This window comes from Patulibacter minatonensis DSM 18081 (assembly GCF_000519325.1).
GTDB lineage: Bacteria > Actinomycetota > Thermoleophilia > Solirubrobacterales > Solirubrobacteraceae > Patulibacter > Patulibacter minatonensis.
In genome coordinates this window covers 2598717-2615182 of sequence record NZ_KI912613.1, presented here as the reverse complement: position 1 = coordinate 2615182, position 16466 = coordinate 2598717, and the positions used below count along the sequence as shown (strand labels likewise).

General features: G+C 74.5%; 15 protein-coding genes. 6 read left to right on the top strand and 9 right to left on the bottom strand.

Going from position 1 to position 16466, the window contains the following annotated elements; all coding sequences use genetic code 11:
- Positions 1 to 41 precede the first annotated feature (41 nt).
- Positions 42 to 1574, bottom strand: a complete 1533-nt coding sequence (locus PATMI_RS0112060; RefSeq protein ID WP_026911075.1) for an FAD-dependent oxidoreductase — start codon at positions 1572 to 1574, stop codon at positions 42 to 44.
- Between the two features lie 90 nt (positions 1575 to 1664).
- Between PATMI_RS0112060 and PATMI_RS0112055 the strand changes: the two genes are divergently transcribed.
- Entirely contained in the window at positions 1665 to 2027 is a 363-nt protein-coding gene (locus PATMI_RS0112055; RefSeq protein ID WP_026911074.1) for a hypothetical protein, read from the top strand.
- Between the two features lie 16 nt (positions 2028 to 2043).
- Here the strand turns inward: PATMI_RS0112055 and PATMI_RS0112050 are convergent, their stop codons facing one another.
- The 3 genes from PATMI_RS0112050 to PATMI_RS0112040 form a co-directional block, all read right to left on the bottom strand.
- A complete protein-coding gene (locus tag PATMI_RS0112050; RefSeq protein ID WP_036725744.1) occupies positions 2044 to 2400 on the bottom strand; it encodes a VOC family protein in 357 nt (118 codons plus the stop codon).
- A 10-nt stretch (positions 2401 to 2410) separates the two neighbouring features.
- Positions 2411 to 2596, bottom strand: coding sequence for a hypothetical protein (locus tag PATMI_RS0112045; RefSeq protein ID WP_026911072.1), 186 nt, complete (start codon positions 2594 to 2596; stop codon positions 2411 to 2413).
- A gap of 154 nt (positions 2597 to 2750) precedes the next feature.
- On the bottom strand, positions 2751 to 3182 hold the full coding sequence (locus PATMI_RS0112040; RefSeq protein WP_026911071.1) for an SRPBCC family protein: 432 nt from the start codon (positions 3180 to 3182) through the stop codon (positions 2751 to 2753).
- 224 nt (positions 3183 to 3406) lie between these two features.
- Here PATMI_RS0112040 and PATMI_RS34475 point away from each other — a divergent pair, with 224 nt between their 5' ends.
- Together PATMI_RS34475 and PATMI_RS38515 are read left to right on the top strand one after the other, a co-directional pair.
- Positions 3407 to 5563 carry an FG-GAP-like repeat-containing protein gene (locus tag PATMI_RS34475; protein WP_051471463.1) on the top strand — a complete coding sequence of 719 codons (2157 nt, stop codon included), beginning with the start codon at positions 3407 to 3409 and terminating at the stop codon, positions 5561 to 5563.
- Complete coding sequence (locus PATMI_RS38515; RefSeq protein WP_051471461.1) at positions 5563 to 7632, top strand: FG-GAP-like repeat-containing protein; 2070 nt, start codon at positions 5563 to 5565, stop codon at positions 7630 to 7632. The genes PATMI_RS34475 and PATMI_RS38515 overlap by 1 nt, the downstream gene beginning before the upstream one ends.
- 516 nt (positions 7633 to 8148) lie before the next feature.
- Here PATMI_RS38515 and PATMI_RS0112025 read toward each other — a convergent pair.
- From PATMI_RS0112025 to PATMI_RS29540, 3 genes are all read right to left on the bottom strand, one after another.
- Positions 8149 to 9105, bottom strand: coding sequence for a hypothetical protein (locus PATMI_RS0112025; protein WP_026911070.1), 957 nt, complete (start codon positions 9103 to 9105; stop codon positions 8149 to 8151).
- 456 nt (positions 9106 to 9561) lie between these two features.
- Entirely contained in the window at positions 9562 to 10215 is a 654-nt protein-coding gene (locus PATMI_RS0112020) for a TetR/AcrR family transcriptional regulator C-terminal domain-containing protein (protein WP_026911069.1), read from the bottom strand.
- A gap of 10 nt (positions 10216 to 10225) precedes the next feature.
- Complete coding sequence (locus tag PATMI_RS29540) at positions 10226 to 11668, bottom strand: chloride channel protein (protein WP_051471459.1); 1443 nt, start codon at positions 11666 to 11668, stop codon at positions 10226 to 10228.
- Positions 11669 to 12144: 476 nt separating this feature from the next.
- Here PATMI_RS29540 and PATMI_RS0112010 point away from each other — a divergent pair, with 476 nt between their 5' ends.
- Positions 12145 to 12960 (top strand): ferritin-like domain-containing protein, encoded by an 816-nt coding sequence (locus PATMI_RS0112010; protein ID WP_026911068.1) that lies wholly within the window; start codon positions 12145 to 12147, stop codon positions 12958 to 12960.
- A gap of 106 nt (positions 12961 to 13066) precedes the next feature.
- On the opposite strand, the gene PATMI_RS0112005 is transcribed toward PATMI_RS0112010, so the two are convergent.
- Together PATMI_RS0112005 and PATMI_RS38205 are read right to left on the bottom strand one after the other, a co-directional pair.
- Positions 13067 to 14101, bottom strand: coding sequence for a hypothetical protein (locus PATMI_RS0112005; RefSeq protein WP_026911067.1), 1035 nt, complete (start codon positions 14099 to 14101; stop codon positions 13067 to 13069).
- A gap of 44 nt (positions 14102 to 14145) precedes the next feature.
- Complete coding sequence (locus PATMI_RS38205; protein ID WP_245604159.1) at positions 14146 to 14991, bottom strand: glutaredoxin family protein; 846 nt, start codon at positions 14989 to 14991, stop codon at positions 14146 to 14148.
- Here PATMI_RS38205 and PATMI_RS29530 point away from each other — a divergent pair.
- The gene (locus tag PATMI_RS29530; protein ID WP_169738360.1) at positions 14990 to 15955 is read left to right on the top strand and encodes an oxygenase MpaB family protein; all 966 of its coding nucleotides are present in this window, start codon (positions 14990 to 14992) and stop codon (positions 15953 to 15955) included. The two genes, PATMI_RS38205 and PATMI_RS29530, sit on opposite strands and share 2 nt — an antisense overlap.
- A gap of 273 nt (positions 15956 to 16228) precedes the next feature.
- On the top strand, positions 16229 to 16438 hold the full coding sequence (locus tag PATMI_RS0111990) for a hypothetical protein (RefSeq protein ID WP_026911066.1): 210 nt from the start codon (positions 16229 to 16231) through the stop codon (positions 16436 to 16438).
- Positions 16439 to 16466 lie beyond the last annotated feature (28 nt).

Below are 16466 nucleotides of genomic sequence, written 5' to 3'. Positions count from 1 at the left end.
ATCGATCACGCTGCTGCGCCGCCTCTGAGCGGCGCGGACGGTCAGTCGGCGTCGCGCGGAGCGAGCGGTCGGACGGCCGGTCCTTCGAGCACGCTGCCGTCGCGGGCGTCGAACCGCGACGCGTGGCACGGGCAGTCCCAGCTCTGCTCCGCGCCGTTGAAGTGGACCTCGCAGCCCAGGTGGGTGCACAGCGGGGAGTGGGCGTGGACGACGCCGTCCTCGTCGCGGAACGCCGCGGTCCGTCGGCCACCGTGGCGGACGACGCGGCCCTCGCCGGGCGCGAGCGCGTCGACGCCCCCGCGGCGGGCGGGCCGCAGCCGGTCGCCGACGAGGAAGAGCGGCGTCTCCGTGTTCCAGACCGCGAGGCGCGCCACGGCCCGCGGCTTCAGCTGCCCGAGCCGCGACGGGTTCCACAGCGCCGCGTACTCGTCGGCCCGGCCCGCGACCGACCCGGCGATCGCATGCGCCGCGGCGGTTCCGGCCGAGAGGCCCCACTTCCCGAAGCCGGTCGCCGTCCAGAGACGGGTGCTCCCCGGGCGCAACGGCCCGACGTACGGCGCGCGGTCCGGGGTCTGCGGATCCTGCGACGACCAGCGGTGCGTGACCTCGCTGGTCCCGAGATGCTCCGCCGACCACGCCTCCAGTCGTGCGTAGCGCTCGGCGGTGTCGGAGACCTTGCCGACGCCGTGCCCCTCGCCACCGACGATCACGAGCTCCTCGCCGTCCGGGCCGGCCGCGGTCCGCACCGAGCGCGACGGGTCGGCGACGTCGTAGAAGCTGCCGAGCGGCAGCGCCCGGCCCGTGCGCGCGGCGACCGCGTAGGACCGCTGCGGCTCCAGCCGGGCGAAGTAGAGCCCCCGGTCGAGGATCGGCACGTGCGTGGCGACGACGACGTGCTGGCCCTCGAACGTCCCGGCCGCCTCCGTGCGCACGCGACACGGGGTGCCCTCGTGCACCCCGGTCACGCGGACGCCCTCGACGATCGTCGCGCCGGCCCGCTCGGCGAGGTCCGCGAGCCCCAGGCAGTAGTTCGGGCCGTGCAGCTCGCCGCCGCCGTCGACGCGGACCCCGGCGACCAGCAGCGTGGGCGCGGGGACCGCCCGGACCTCGTGGGCGGGCAGCCCGGCCTCGATCGTCGCCCGCGCCTCGTCCTCGAGCGTCCCCTGCTGCGACGGGTCGCTCGTGTAGGTGAACGCCGGGCGGTCCCGCCAGTCGCACGCGAGCTCCTCGGTCGCGATCAGGTCCCGGATCCACCCCACGGCGTGCTGGTTCGCCTGGGCGTAGAGCCGCGTCCGCTCGGCCCCGAGGTCGCGCCGCAGGAGCGCGTACCGCAGGCCGTGGGCGGCCGTGACCTTCCCCGTGGTCGACCCGGTGACGCCGGAACCGACCCTGCGGGCCTCGAGCACGAGCACGCGTCGCCCTTCGCGACCCAGCTGCAGCGCGGTCGTCAGGCCGACCACGCCGGCTCCGATCACGATCGCGTCGAAGCGCGTCGTGGCGTCCGGGACCGCTCGCCGGGGCGGCGAGCGGTGGGCGGTGGCGTGCCAGAGGGAGGTCGTCGCGGGGTTCGTCATCAGGCCGTCCGGGTGAGGGGAGCCGTCGCTACCCGGCGTCCTCGGGGCCAACCGGCGGTCCGGGAGCCGGCATCCGGGTAGGGCACATCGGTGAAGCCCGCCCCGCAGCTCGTCCGTCCGTCCCTGCCGCGATGGGTCCTCGCGGTCGGCGTCCTGGCCTACGCGCCCCTGATCATCGTCCTGGTGATCCTGGTCCTCCAGCTCCAGGACACCCGGACCACGGTCGACGGGAGGCTCGCCACCGCCGTCGGTCGCCTCGAACGCGCGACGCTGCCGCTGGCAGGAGCGGTGACTCCGGCGGCTCGTGCGGCGACGGCGGACCGCCCCGCCGCGCAGCGCCTGACGACCCGCGGGATCTCGCTCCTGCGCTCCACCGAGGCGATCGCGCGCGACACGAACGCGCACGCCGCGAACCTCGACCGCAAGCTCGGCGGCGATCTGCCGGTCCCGTGAGGACCGCGCGACGCGGCTACGCCGGCGGCGCGTAGAGCTGCAGGTCGTTGCCGTCCGGGTCCTTGAACGGTGCGATCTTGCCCCACGGGTGCTCGGTGAGGCCGCCGGGGAACTCGACGCCCTTCTCTTTGAGCTCGTCGACCGCGTCGGCGATCGCGCCGTTCACCCCGAAGGCGATGACCGCCCCGCCGTCACCGGACGGCGACTCGGAGGCGTTGAGGCCGATCCGCTGGTCCCCGGCCGTGACCTCGGACCAGTCGCCGTCGTGCTCGAGGACGTCGAGCCCGAGGGTGTCGCGGTAGAACTCCACGGCGCGGTCCATGTCGGAGACCGGCAGCCAGATCGCGTCGATCTGCTTGATCGTGTTCGTCATGTGCTGCTCCTCAGTCGGTCGGGGTGGTGTCGTCGGCCTCGGTGCCGGCGGTGCCGTTCTTGGCGACGTCGCGGGCCTGGGTGCCCTCGTCGCTGTCCTGCGGTCCGCCCTGCGGCCCCGAGTTGGGGTGGGCTTCGCCGGTGTCGGGATCGACGACCCCGGTGGTGGGCTCCTCGTCGCGCTTCGGATCGGTCATGCGCTTGCTCCTCTGTCGGCACCCGTCCGGGTGCGGTGCGCGGGTCCCTACCCACGGACGCCGGTCCCATACGGCGAACGGATCGGACCCGTCCTCATCGGCGCGCCGGACCGGCGGGCACGGGTCGGTCGTCCGCCCGCCCCGGACCGGCGGACTACTGCAGCCGCTCGCGCAGGCCGTCGCGTGCTTCGTTCCCGATGCGCTTGAGCATGAGGGCCATCACCGGCTCCGCGAGCTTCCGCGCGCCCTTGAGCGTGATGTCGACGTCGTAGGTGACGATGGATCCCGTCCCGTCGGCCTCCACGGTGATCGTGTCGATGGAGACGAGGCTGCTGGTCTCCGCCCGCAGGACGACCTTCCGGCCGTCGGTCAGCTCGATCGTCTCGTAGTCGAGCTCCACCTTCGACAGGCCGCTGCCTTGGACGACGTGGAACGTCGCCCCGACCCGGACCGGCTCCCCGGTGCTGGTCACCGAGGTCTCGGTGATGTTCGGATCCCAGTGCTTCGTGTTGGAGAAGTCCGCCATGTACGGGAAGACCTCCGCAGGGGGCTTCGGGCTCTCGACGGTCCCGGTGTAGTTCGCCATGGCCGTGACCTACCCACTGACGCCCCGACGACACGATCGGCGCCACCGACCGGGAACGATCGCCGGGATCTCGCCGGCGCTCGTCGTCCTCCGTGATCCGGATCGTGACGCGCCCCACCCGGGCGTGGCCGAGACCGCGACGCGGACGCGGCGCCGAAGATCACCCCGGTAGATCACCCCGTCGCGGGCCCGGCTGAGGGGTCCGGGACCCTAGGGTCGGAGCGATGCAGCGTGGCTCCGCCCGACGGACAGCGACGGGCCTCGGGACCGCGCCACCCGGCAAGGCCCTGCGGCGGGTGGGCGCGACGTGTGCGACAGCCGCGCTCGGGCTGGCCCTCGTCCCAGCGACCGGGACGGCCGCCGGCGCGCCGACGTTCGCCCCCACCCGGACCGCCGGCACCACCGGCAGCAGCCCGCAGTCGGTGGCGGTCGGGGATCTCAACGGCGACGGACGCCCCGACCTCGCCACCGCCAACTTCACCTCGAGCCCCGGCCCGGTGTCGCTGTTCACCAAGGACGCGGTCGGGCCCGGGTACACGACCACCGCGACCGGGACCACCGGCGCCGTCTCGCAGTCGGTGGCGATCGGGGACCTCAACAGCGACGGACGCGCCGACCTCGCCAGCACCAACTACTTCTCCGACACGGTGTCGGTGTCCATCAAGGACGCGGCCGGCCCCGGGTACACGACCACCATCGCAGGGAGCACCGGCAGGTTTCCCGTCTCGGTGGCGATCGAGGACCTCAACGGCGACGGACGCCCCGACCTCGCCACCGCCAACCAGTCCGACAGCACGGTGTCGGTGCTGACCAAGGACGCCACCGGCCCCGGGTACACGACCACCACCACCGGCATCCCCGGCAGTCGCCCGTTCACGGTGGCGATCGCGGATCTGAACGGTGACGGACGCCCAGACCTCGCCACCGCCGACCGCTTCTCCGACACGGTGTCGGTGCTGACCAAGGACGCCACCGGCCCCGGGTACACGACCACCACCGCCGGCTCCACCGGCAGCAGCCCGTACTCGGTGGCGATCGGGGACCTCAACGGCGACGGACGCCCCGACCTCGCCACCGCCGACTCGGGCACCGACACGGTGTCGGTGCTGACCAAGGACGCGACCGGCCCCGGGTACACGACCACCAACGCCGGCTCCACCGGCGCAGGCAGCTTCCCCTACTCGGTGGCGATCGGGGACCTCAACGGCGACGGACGCCCCGACCTCGCCACCGCCAACCTCGACGCCGACACGGTGTCGGTGCTGACCAAGGACGCCACCGGCCCCGGGTACACGACCACCACCGCCGGCTCCACCGGCAGCAGCCCGGACTCGGTGGTGATCGCGGATCTCGACGGCGACGGACGCCCCGACCTCGCCACCGCCGACGGGGGCTCCGACACGGTCAGCGTGTTGACCAACACGAGCGCACCGACGGTCACGGTCACGACCCCGGCCGCGTTCGGGGTGCAGGCCGGCGGCACGGTCAGCGGCGCGCAGCGCGTGACGATCCGGAACACCGCCGAGACGCCCGCACGTGTCGAACGACTGCAGATCAGCGGGGTCGACGGCGCGGACTTCGCGCTCTCCGGCGACGACTGCACCAACGAGACCGTCCCCGCCGGCGGGACCTGCACCGTCGGGGTGCGCTTCCTGCCCGCCCTCGACACCTCGCGGCCGACCCGGACGGGCACGCTGCGCGTCCTGACCGGCGGGGGGCTCTTCGGCACGACCGTGGCGCTGAGCGGGACCGCCGGCGGTGCACCGCAGGGCGCCCCGGGGACCGCGGGACCGCCGGGTCCCGACGGCGGCGGAGGGCCGACCGGCGGCGCCGGACCCGTCGGCGGCCAGGGACCCACCGGCGTCCTCGGGACCGTCGGACCGGATGGCCTGACCGGTCCTCCCGGGGGACCGGGCGCATCGGGCCCGGGCGGCACCACCGGTACGCCCGGGACCACCGGGGCGGCCGGACCCGGCGGAGCGACCGGCCCGACCGGCGACCAGGGACCGCAGGGCGTCCCCGGCCCGGCGGGACCGATCGGGCTGACCGGTCCGCGCGGCAAGGACGGACCGATCGCCGTCTACCGCTGCCGCAAGGCGCGACGCGGCGGGGGCTTCGTCCGGGCGTGCTACCTGACCTACAGCGACTCGGCCGGCCTGGCCGCCCGCAGGGTCGCGGTCCGGATCACCCGGAACGGCCGCACCGTGGCGACCGGCGTCCGCACCGTCCGCTCCGGGCGACCGCACCGCATCGCGCTCACGTCGACCGCGGGCGCCCGGCTCCGCCCCGGCGCCCGCTACCGCCTCCGCGTCACGACCGGGATCCCCGGGCGCCGCGCGACCACCTTGACCCGCCTCTTCGTCGCCGAAGGATCCCGCTGATGCCCGCCTCCCGGTCCGCCCGCACCGCTCTGCTCACCGTCGCCGCGCTGGCCGTGCTCCCGGCCGTCGCCGCGGCCGCACCCCCGACCTTCGCTCCCGCGCAGGTCGCGGGCTCGACGGGTGGTCGTCCCGTCTCGATCGCGCTCGCGGACCTCAGTGGCGACGGGCGGCTCGACATCGCCACGGCCGACGCCAACAAGGACACCGTGACGGTGCTGACGCAGGACGCCGGCGACGGCACCTTCACCCGCGCCGCCTTCCCCGCCGGCGACGAGCCGGTGTCCGTGGCCGTCGGCGACCTCAACGGCGACGGCCGGCCCGACATCGCCACGGCGAACCAGGACGACGAGACGGTGACGGTCCTCTTCAAGGACGCCGTCGGGTACACGGCCGCCGTCGCAGGGCCGACCGGCCCGGTCCCGACCGCCGTGGCGATCGGCGACCTCAACGGCGACGGCCGCCCCGACCTCGCGACCGCGAATGCGACCACGGGCACCGGCTCGGTGACGGTGCTGACGAAGGACGCCGTCGGCGACAGATTCACGTCCTCCACCGCCGGGGCCACGGGCGGCGCCCCGCAGGCACTGGCGATCGGCGACCTCAACGGCGACGGACGACCCGACATCGTCACCGCCGACGGGGGCTCCGACACGGTCACGGGCCTGATCAAGAACGCGACCGGTGCCGGCTACGCGCCCGCCACCCTCGGCACCACCGGCTCCATCCCGAGCTCCGTCGCCATCGGCGACCTCAACGGCGACGGACGACCGGACGTCGCCACCTCCGACAGCTACTCCGACACGGTGACGGTGCTGACGAACCGTGCCGGCGGCGGCTTCTCGTCCGCCGTCGCCGCGCGCACCGCCGCCTACCCGCGCAGCGTCGCGATCGGGGACCTCAACGGCGACGGCCGCCCCGACATCGCGACGTCCGACGCGAACGCGAACGCGGTGACGGTCCAGACGAAGAACGCCACCGGCAACGGGTACACGGCCCAGTCGACGGACACGGGCGGCGCGCTCCCCCTCGCCCTGGCGATCGGTGATCTGGACGGGGACGGACGACCGGACGTCGCCATGACCAACACGGACAACAACGCGGTCGGGGTGCTGCGGAACGCCACGCCGCGCCCGCTGACGTTCGCGGCCCCCGCGGCGTTCGGGGCCCAGCCCGTCGGCACCGTCAGCGCCGGGCAGCCGGTGACGGTCACCAACAGCGGCGTCGTGCCCTCGGCCGTGCGCGCCGTGCGGACGACCGGCGCCGACCGCGACGACTTCCTGATCGGCGGCGACACCTGCACCGGCCAGTCCCTGCCGGCGGGCGGCACCTGCGAGGTCGTCGTGCGCTTCGCGCCCGGGGCACCGGTCGCCACCGCTGCGCGCGCCGCCCAGCTCGCGGTCGTCTCGGACGACGCGTTCTCGAACGCCGCGGTCCCGCTGACGGGCACCGCCGCGGAGCTCCCCGCCGGCCCCCCGGGCGCGCCCGGCCCGGCCGGGAACGACGGCGCACCCGGGGCGACCGGCCCGGCCGGCGGGCCCGGTCCGCAGGGCGCTCAGGGTCCGCAGGGTCCGATCGGAACGACCGGTCCCGCCGGCGGGACCGGCCCCACGGGCGCCATGGGAGCCCCGGGCGCCGACGGCACCCCGGGTGCGACCGGCCCGACGGGTGCGACCGGCGGCAAGGGCGACGTCGGCCCCCAGGGCACCCCGGGCCTGCCCGGGCCGACCGGGCCCGTCGGCCTCCGTGGCCCCAAGGGGTCGCGCGGGCTCGGGGTGTTCTACCGCTGCGAGCGGCAGTACAAGCGGAGCCGCGCGCGGTGCGTCGTCGAGATCACCGGCGAGACCCCCGCCGGCAGCGGCCGGCGCACGGTCAGCGTGCGGATCACCCGTGGGGGCAGGACGATCGCCTCCGGCAGCCGGACGTTCGGCCGCACCGGCCGCCCGCGCGTCGAGGTGATCCCGAAGGAGGACGCCCGCAGCGGCCGCCACCGGATCCGCGTCACGATCCGCCAGAAGGGCCGGAGGACCGTCACCTTCACGAGCACGTTCACCGCCCGCGCCATCCGCTGACCCGGCACGAGCGTCGACCGTGTTCTCGCGGAACCGGGCGCGACGGCTCGTGACCCTCGGAGACCGCCGTCGCGGACGGGTCGGCGGTTCGAGGCCGCTCGGAGGCCTGCGGGCGGACGGCCCGCGCCTCCGCGGCGTTCATCTCGTCCGCGACGCGACCGGCTCGGCCCGCGCCGAGGCCGTTCGACCCGGCCGACACCTCGGCGCGGGTCGACCCAGGCCGCGCCGTCCAGCGGTGCGTGGGCCTGGCACGACGGGTCGCTCGGCCTCCGCGAGACCGTCCGGGCGGTCTCCCCCCTGTGCCGCGTGGTGGTCGCCGGAGGTGCCGTGCGACACGCCGCCCTCCCCGGTGCGGCCGCTCGCTCGCGCGTTCGCGGCGACCAGCGGCGGACGATCGTCGCGGCGAGGGGTGCGACGATCGCCAGGGCGAGCCCACCGAGGACCATGCGGACGGTGGTGCCCGAGGCGCCGGTGCCGGATCGGCGCCGGCGGGTACGCCGGTCCGTCACGGCTCGATCAGCCGGTGATCTCGACGTAGAAGCGCTTGCGGGCGCCGGCCTTCGTGGGCGTGCCGTCGCTGTTGCGCGGGCTGACGACGAACGCGTTCTCGGTCTTCGCGCCGTCGGGGGCACAGGCGACGACGTTGGCGACCTGGCAGCGCGCGGCGGAGACCTCGCCCGAGAAGTTCGCATCGGCGCCGGCGGTGCCGTCGACGTCGACCTGGTTCTGCAGCGCGATGGTCGCGCTCACGCCGTGGCCGGCGACCGTGGCACCGGCGTCCAGATAGCAGTTGTCGTTGGTCGTGTAGCAGTCGATGACCTTGAAGCCCCCGGACTGCTCCTCGATCTCGCCCTTCTCGTTGACCAGGGCCCAGCGCGACTTCGCCGCCGCGGCCTTGTCGGTGGCGGCCTTGTCGGCGATCGCGGTCGCGGCCTTGGCGATGTCCTCGGCGTTCAACCCGTCGACGCGGTCGGCGTTCAGGCCGGTCGCCACGCCGGTGGCGTTGGTCGTGAACGGCTTGGCCCCGTCGCCGCCGTTGCCGACGCTGATGTCTCCGGCGACGCTGCCGCGGGTCGAGCGGAACTCGAACGCCAGACCGTTGGACAGGTTGTTCGCCCGGAGGCACGGGTTCTTCTCGTCCTTCGCGGTCGTCCGCGCCGTCGAGCGGCAGCCGTAGATCGCTCCGCCACCGGTGGACGAGAGGTTCGACTGGCGGGTCGAGTACCCGCCCTTGGCGCCGGTCCCCGCGCCCTCGTTGGAGATGATCTCGGTCTCCGAGCTCGCGCCGTTGCGCTCGCCGAGGGTCAGCGTGCCGCCGGTTGCGGCGTAGGTCAGCGGTGCGACCCCGAAGGCCAGGACGCCCGTGCCGAGCAGCACCGCCCGCGTCCGGCCGGAGCCGCGGCGGGGCAGCAGGCGACGGAGCCCGGTGCGCTCGGTGTCGGTGGTCTGGTTCGTGTCGTGGTCGAGATGCATGGGGGTGCTCCCTTGTCGTGGATCCGCGGCCGCCCGGGGTCCGGGTCGTGGCCGTCGTTGGACACCTGTCACAAGGCGTCCCAATGACCGCCGATGCGCCAACACGCCGCAGATACCCCCCGATCAGCGGGGGTAGCGCCAGAAACGGCATACCGCCGTGCGCGCCGAACGATGGCGAGCACGCCACATCGCGCACCGCAACTCTCACCGGACGGCCCGGTTACGACCACCATCAGCACTCCGAGATCCGTCCCCCCATCACTCCCGAATCTGCGACTGACACAGGGCGGACGATCACGGCGCGGCCGGGGACCATGGGGGACCCCGGTCGCGTCGTCCTGCCGTCTCCCGCCCGACCGAGCCCGACGCGACCACGACCCGATCGCGCCCATTACGCGGTAAGGCACGGGCTGGCTCGCGACCCCGGTCAGGCGCATGGCGCGAGGCCCGCGTGCGTCAGCGGACGAGCGTCGCGGAGAGCCCCGCGATCAGCGCCTCCAGCCCGACGTCGAAGGCCCGGTCGGCGCGGACGTCGCGGAGCTCGTCCCGGCGACCCGCGAGGATCGGGAAGGCGTCCGTGTCGAGCGCCCCGAGCGCGCCCTCGCCGTCGGCGGACGTCGCGTCGACCGTGAACCCGGCCACCTCGGCGAGCGCGTAGCCGCGCGCGTAGCTCGCGAGGGCCCGGTAGGCCATCAGCGCGTCGGCCGGAGACGCCCCGGCCCGGACCAGCGCGGCCAGCAGCGCCTCGACGGGCTCGAGGGCACGCGTCTCCAGGAGCGGTCGCATCGCGGTCAGGGCGAACGTCTGGGGTGAGCTGGTCGCGACGATCCGCAGCTGCCTCGCGAACCACTCGCCCGCGTCCTGCCACCCCGCCCCCTTCGGCGGCGGCTGCAGCTGCGACATCAGCCGCTCCGCCATGCCCGAGAGGACCGCGTCGCGGTTGGGCACGTGGTGGTACAGCGACATGGCCTCGACGCCGAGCTCGGCCCCCAGGCGGCGCATCGTCAGCGCGTTCGCGCCGTCGCGCTCCACCAGGGCGATCGCCGCATCGAGCACGGCCGTGCGACTGAGTGGTCCGTCGCGGCGCGACCGGTCCTCTGCGACGGGCATGCGGGAGACACTAGGGAACGCCGTATCCGGGGGTGGGTCGACGGATCCCGGCGCCGTCGGTCGCCGTCGACGCGTCGTCCTCGGCGGGTGGTCGTGGCGCGTCGATGTCGATGCCCCGTCGGCGGAGCTTCAGCGTGTAGATGTCGTCGTGGCCCAGCGCCCGGGCGGTCGCCACGGCGACGACGATCGCCAGCATCGCGGGGAGGATCACGCCGGAGTCGCCCGTGAGCTCGAAGAGGATCAGCACCGCGGTCATCGGGGCCCTCGAGCAGGCGGCGAACACCGCGCCCATCCCGATCACGCCGTAGGCGCTCGACGCGGCCATCGCGCCCCCGAGGACGAGGTGCCCGACCCGTCCGAACGCGGACCCGAGCATCGCGCCGAGGAAGAGCGACGGGGCGAACACACCCCCGGACCCGCCGATGGCGATCGTCGTGCTCGTCGCGACCGCCTTGGCGACGAGGAGCAGCAGGACGAGCCCGAGCGCGTGGTGTCCCTCCACGACGCTCGTGAGCACGGGGTAGCCGACGCCGTAGAGCTCCGGGAGGGCGAGCAGCATCGCGCCGAGCAGCACCCCGCCGGCCACCGGGCGGGCCCAGGCCGGTCCGCGCCAGAGGCGGTCGGCGAGGTCCTCGACTCCGTAGAGCGTGCGCACGAACCCGGTGCCGACGATCGCCGCCACGACCCCGAGGCCCACGAACAGCGGGTAGTCCGCGGCGGACGAGAGCGTCACGTGCGGGAGCGCGAGGAACGGCTCGTCGCCGAAGACGGCGCGACCGACCGCGGCGGCGACGACCGAGGAGAGGACGGGAAGCGCGAACGACGCCGCGTCCACGCGCCGGAGGATGACCTCCATCGCGAAGAACACGCCGGCGATCGGCGTGTCGAAGGTGGCCGAGATCCCCGCCGCGGCGCCGCAACCGACGAGGAGCCGCAGCTCGTCGCCCGAGCGTCGCGAGAGCTGCCCGAGGGTCGAGCCCAGCGCCGAGCCGATCTGCACGATCGGCCCTTCGCGCCCGACCGAGCCGCCCGTCCCGATGCAGGCGGCGGAGGCCAGGGCCTTGACGATCGCGACCCGCGGCCGGATCCGTCCGCCGTCACGCGCGACGGCGAGCATGACCTCGGGGACGCCGTGGCCCCGCGCCTCGGGGGCGAAGAACGCCAGGAGCGGCCCGTACACCAGCCCGCCGAGCACCGGCACGACCAGCAGGAACCACGGACCGAGCCAGGGGAGCTGCGGGTGGGCGACCCGTCCGAGCCCGGCGTAGTCGTCGTGCCCGGTCGCCAGGTGGGTGATGCCGACGATCAGCTCCCGGAACGCGATCGCGCCGAGGCCGCCCCCGAGGCCGATCAGGATCGCGAGCACGACGAGCCCGCGGTGGGCCTCCCACTCCCCCAGGACGGTCCGACGGAGCGTTCTCGGAGTCTCGGCACGGCCGGGTGGGACGGTCACCGGACGAACCTTACAACGTAAGATCGTGAGCCTCGGCACAGGTGACGGACCTGTGACGTGGCCCGAGCACGCCACCGCGCGGCGCCGCCGACCCACGCCGACGACGGCGGCCCTCCCGGGGCCGCCGACGACGACCCCGGCGGAGCATGCCCGCCGTCGATAACCACCCGTCCGGCGGGTCGATCTCGAGCGCCGCAGCGCCAGACGCGCGATGAGACGCCGCACGACCGGGCGGGATGGATGCATCCGACGGATCGACTCTTACGTTGTAAGAGTCAGGATGTCGACGGGGGGGACCCCGCCCCGGCGCGCCCTCCGCACCATGCCCCGCTCCTGCCACCGAGCTCTCCGTCGACGCCCCCTCGCGATCCGGTCGTGCGCGTCGTCCGAGGTCGCCGCCCGCGGCGGTCGACCAGGTCCGTGACCCGGACCCGCATCTCGCACTCGGGAGCTCCCATCACGACGAAGGAGTCCGCATGACGGACGTCACCAACCACCTCTACGAGACCATCGACCGGCAGAACGCCGACCAGCCCGCGGCGACCCGCCGCAACCTGGTCAAGGGCACCGCGGTCGCGCTCGGCTCGCTCGGCCTCATGGGGCTCGCGACCGGCACCGCCGAGGCGAAGGTCAACACCGCCGATGCGAACAAGGTCGAGAACATCGCCGCGGTCGCCGCGACGGCCGAGGTCCTCGCGACGATCGTCAACACGGTCGGCGCGGAGAAGCTCAAGGGCCAGCTCGACCCGGTCACCCTCCGCAACGTGCAGGCCGCCGCGCAGCAGGAGAAGAACCACTACGAGGTCCTGACCTCCCCGGCCGTGGGCGGCAAGGCCGTCACCGACACCATCTACGTGCCCGACGAGGTCTTCGCCTCGCCGGAGAACCTGCTGCGCACCCTCGCCGTCGGCGACCAGGTGTTCATCAACGCCTACCTGCTCGGCACCACGGTGTTCGCGCGGATGGGCACCCTCCAGGGCTCCCGCCTCGCGCGCTACGCCGCGGAGATCATGGGCGTCGAGGCCGTGCACCGCGCGCTCGCGCTGCAGTCGCTGGGGCAGCTCGGCAACGACCGCGCGTACTCGAAGTTCGCCCAGCGCGAGCAGACCCAGGGCCTGGCCACCACCGGGACCCCGGGCTTCTACGTGATCGGTGACGCGGTCACGGTCCTCGAGTCGGCCGGGTTCGGGTTCGGCAAGCCGGGCAGCAAGCCGGGCACGGCGTACAAGTACGGCGAGGTCTCCGCCCGCACGCCGACGATCGCGGGGGTCAACACGATCAAGCCCTCGTAGGACTCCTCCCGCTCCGGAAGGGGACCGGACGGGAAGACGGCCTGCGGCCGACGAACGGGACCGGCGTCTGCGACCGCCGGTCCCGTTCCGCGTCCACCGGCGGGGGCTACAGCAGGTGCCGCAGCACGTAGCCGTAGGACCGGCGCTCCTCGCCCCGCGGGTCCAGCAGCCCGGAGTCCCACGAGGCGTTGCGCGTGCCGGGCACCCAGGACGGGTCGGGCTCGGACCGAAGCTGGTAGACGTAGCCGCGCTGGATCTGCCGCCGGCAGCGCCTGGCGATCGTCCTGAGGTAGCGCGTGGCGTCGTACTGGTACCGCTCCCGCGCGGCGTCCCCCGTCGCCTTCCGGCGCTGCGCGAGGAACGGGTTCTTCCGCTCCGACGATGCCTTCCGGCTGTACACGCCACCGGATTCGGTGATCCACACCTTCGCGTGCTTCACCGCGGAGGAGCGGAGGAACCTCGACGTCTGCGTGGAGCGGCGGTCGTTGACGTCGTTGTAGTTGTTGAGGCCCCAGATCCGGACCGGCATCCTGGCCGCGCGACGGACCTTCAGGGCGTACGACGCGGCCGAGCGACCGGAGGTCAGGTGGAGGTCGCCGGCGAGCAACCGGCAGCTGCGGCAGCCGCGCAGGTCCCTGCTGATCGTCCGATAGAGCCGGCCGAGCGCCGCGGGATCCCGCTTGTACGGACCGGTGAGGTTCGGCTCGTTGAAGAGCGAGAAGTCCCGGACCCACGGGTAGGCCCTGCGGAAGTGCCGGAACTCGGTCCGGAAACGGGTCGTGGAGATCCGGCGCTTCAGCGACCGCGAGCCCGAGGCGGTCACCCAGAAGGTCACCAGCGGGCGGACGCCCGCCGCCCGCGCGGCCGTGAGCCACGCGTCGAGGTTCTGCGCGTGGTACCCGAGACGGGAGCTGCTGCGGTACCGGAGGGCGTCGTACCGGACCGTGTAGCGCGCCGTCCTCATGCCGGCGACACGGAGCTTCAGGAACGCCGGGTCGGTGAACGTCGCGGGCTTCTGGTCGGCGATCCCCCAAGTGGTCGAAGCGTGTGCGGGCGCCGTCGAGCCGACGCCGGCGAGCGCGACGGCGGCGATGGCCAGGAGCCTGCGGCTCGTGCGGTGCTTCGGGGCGTGGTCGTCCATCTCTGGTCCTTCGGTCGGAGGGGGCGTGTCGGGACGGGTGAAGGTCAGGGTCGCGTCGTGGGGCGCGGCGGCATCGCGGGACGGCGAGCCGGGGGCGCGGCGTTCAGCGCGGCCCGGGCGTCCGCCTCGGTGGCGCCGAAGACCCGGCCGATGCGTCGACCGTCGAGGCCGTACCGCTCGGCCGTCCACGTCCGGCCGCCGACGAGGTGCCCGGTCCGACGGACGCGGACCACCGGGTCCGCGCGTCCGTCGGCGAGCGCGCGCAGGATGCCCAGCCGGTCCAGGCGCCACAGCGCCTCCAGGCCGCCGACGTGCGTCCCGTCGACGACGACCTGGGGCAGCGCCTGGTCGTCCGTGAGCCTCCGCAGTCGTCGGTGGAAGTCCGGGTCGCGGTCGGCCGCCACCTCGGCGTAGGGCACGCCGTGCCTGCCGAGGGTGCGAAGGGCCCGGCGGCATCGCTCGTCGCCTGGCGCGGTGAAGATGGTGAGGTGCAGCACGAGGGTGGAGGTCGGGGGTGGTCCGGCGCAGGCGTCCGCGACGGGCGCACGGGACGACCGACGGTCGCCGGCACCGTGCCGTACCGCGTAAGGCACGCACGACGGCGCCACCGTGACGGCCGCCCACGACGGAGAATGTCCCGTGTGGTCGATGCATGGCCCGGCGGCCGCCGTCGCGATCCTGCCCCCTCGAAGCACGGGAGGGCGACCGTCGATGCGCCAAAGCGCCCGACCGACCACCCGATCAGGGGGTGTCCTGCCCGGGCGGGCCGGGCGGGCCAGCCCGAGTGTCCGAGCGTTCCCCGGCCGGCTCCGGTCGGCGCCCGCGATGCCGGGGCGCGGGTGCGGCGACGGCCGACGTCCGCCGGGCGCCGCCGCACGTAGCGTCGCCATGCGGATCCCGCTCCCCGTCCGGCTCCCGCGCATCGGCGGCCCCCGATCGCCGGAGCCGAGCTCGGAGCCGTCGGTCCCGCCGGGGGACGGCCCGCCGCTCGGTCTCGGGCCCGGCTCCCTGACGTGGCGCCTGTTCGGGGAGTCCTACATGGCGCTGACCGCGGGCTCCGTCGGGCTGCTGCAGACGATGCACCCCGCGATCGGGGCCTCGCTCGTCCAGCACTCGAACTTCTTCGACGACCCGCTCGACCGGATCATGCGCTCGGTCCCCCACATCATGCGGGTGGTCTACGCCGATCCCCACGCAGCACCCGGCCCGACCGACGCCGGCGAGCTCGTGCGGGGCTTCCACCGCACGATCCGGGGCACGGATGATCAAGGTCGCGACTACGACGCCCTGGACGGCGAGACCTTCTTCTGGGCGCACGTCACGTTCGTCCACGGCATCGTCGCCGGCACCGAGCGGCTCGGGGTCCCGCTCACCGACGAGGAGCTCGACCAGCTCTGGGCGGAGGCGCTGCTCTGGTACCGCCGGTACGGCGCCGACGACTCCGCCGTCCCGGCCGACCGCGCCGCTCTCGAAGCGTGGTTCGAGCACATGTGCGCCGAGGTCCTCGAGCGCAACGCGACGTCCCAGGGCATCCTCGACGCGGCGCGCAACGGGGTCCCGTGCCCGGTGCCGGGGCTTCCCGACGGCGTCTGGCGGCTCGTGCAGCGTCCGCTCCTCGGCGCATGGCTCTGGGTCGGCATCGGCGCGCTGCCGCCCAGCGCGCGGGAGACGCTCGGCGTGCGCTGGCGCGACCGCGACGAGCAGCTCCTGGCGGTCCTGCGGACCGGCATCCGCGGGCTCAACGGCGTCCTGCCGCCGGTGCTGCGCTACCACCCGATCGCGCACCGGGCGATCCGCGACCTCGCCCGCGCGAACCGCGTGTCGTTCCGCCGCGCGGTCGACGGCCCGCTCTAGGCGCAGACGGACCGGCGACGTCGGCCGACCCGAAGGCGGAGCACCGCGCACGGGACCGCGCCCCGGTTCCGGCCGGGGCAGCTCGGCGCGCGGTGCACGCCATGGCAACCGCACGGGCCGCGGCTGCGTTCTAGGAGGTGATCGTCGGTCTCCGTGCTCCGGTGGCCGGATCCCTCGCCCTCGTCCGGCGGCCCCGGGGACCCTCCTCCCCCGGGATCACCGAGGCCTCCCCTGCTCGCGCGCCGCCCCGAGCCCCATCCTGAGGTTTGACCGTTGCCTTGCCCGTCGTCGCTCCCCGGTCCCGTACCGGACCCCGAACGCCCTGCGCCGCGGCCCGCCGACGCGGAGCGCCTGCACCGCGCCACGCAGCAGCTGCACCAGCGCCTCGCGTCGCTGCTCCACCAGCTGGACGACTGGATCGAGGTCCTGGACGAGCACGGGCGGGACGCGGGCGGACCGGACGACCGCGCACCGATCCCGTAGCTCGTCGGACGAGCGGCTTCTCGTGGTC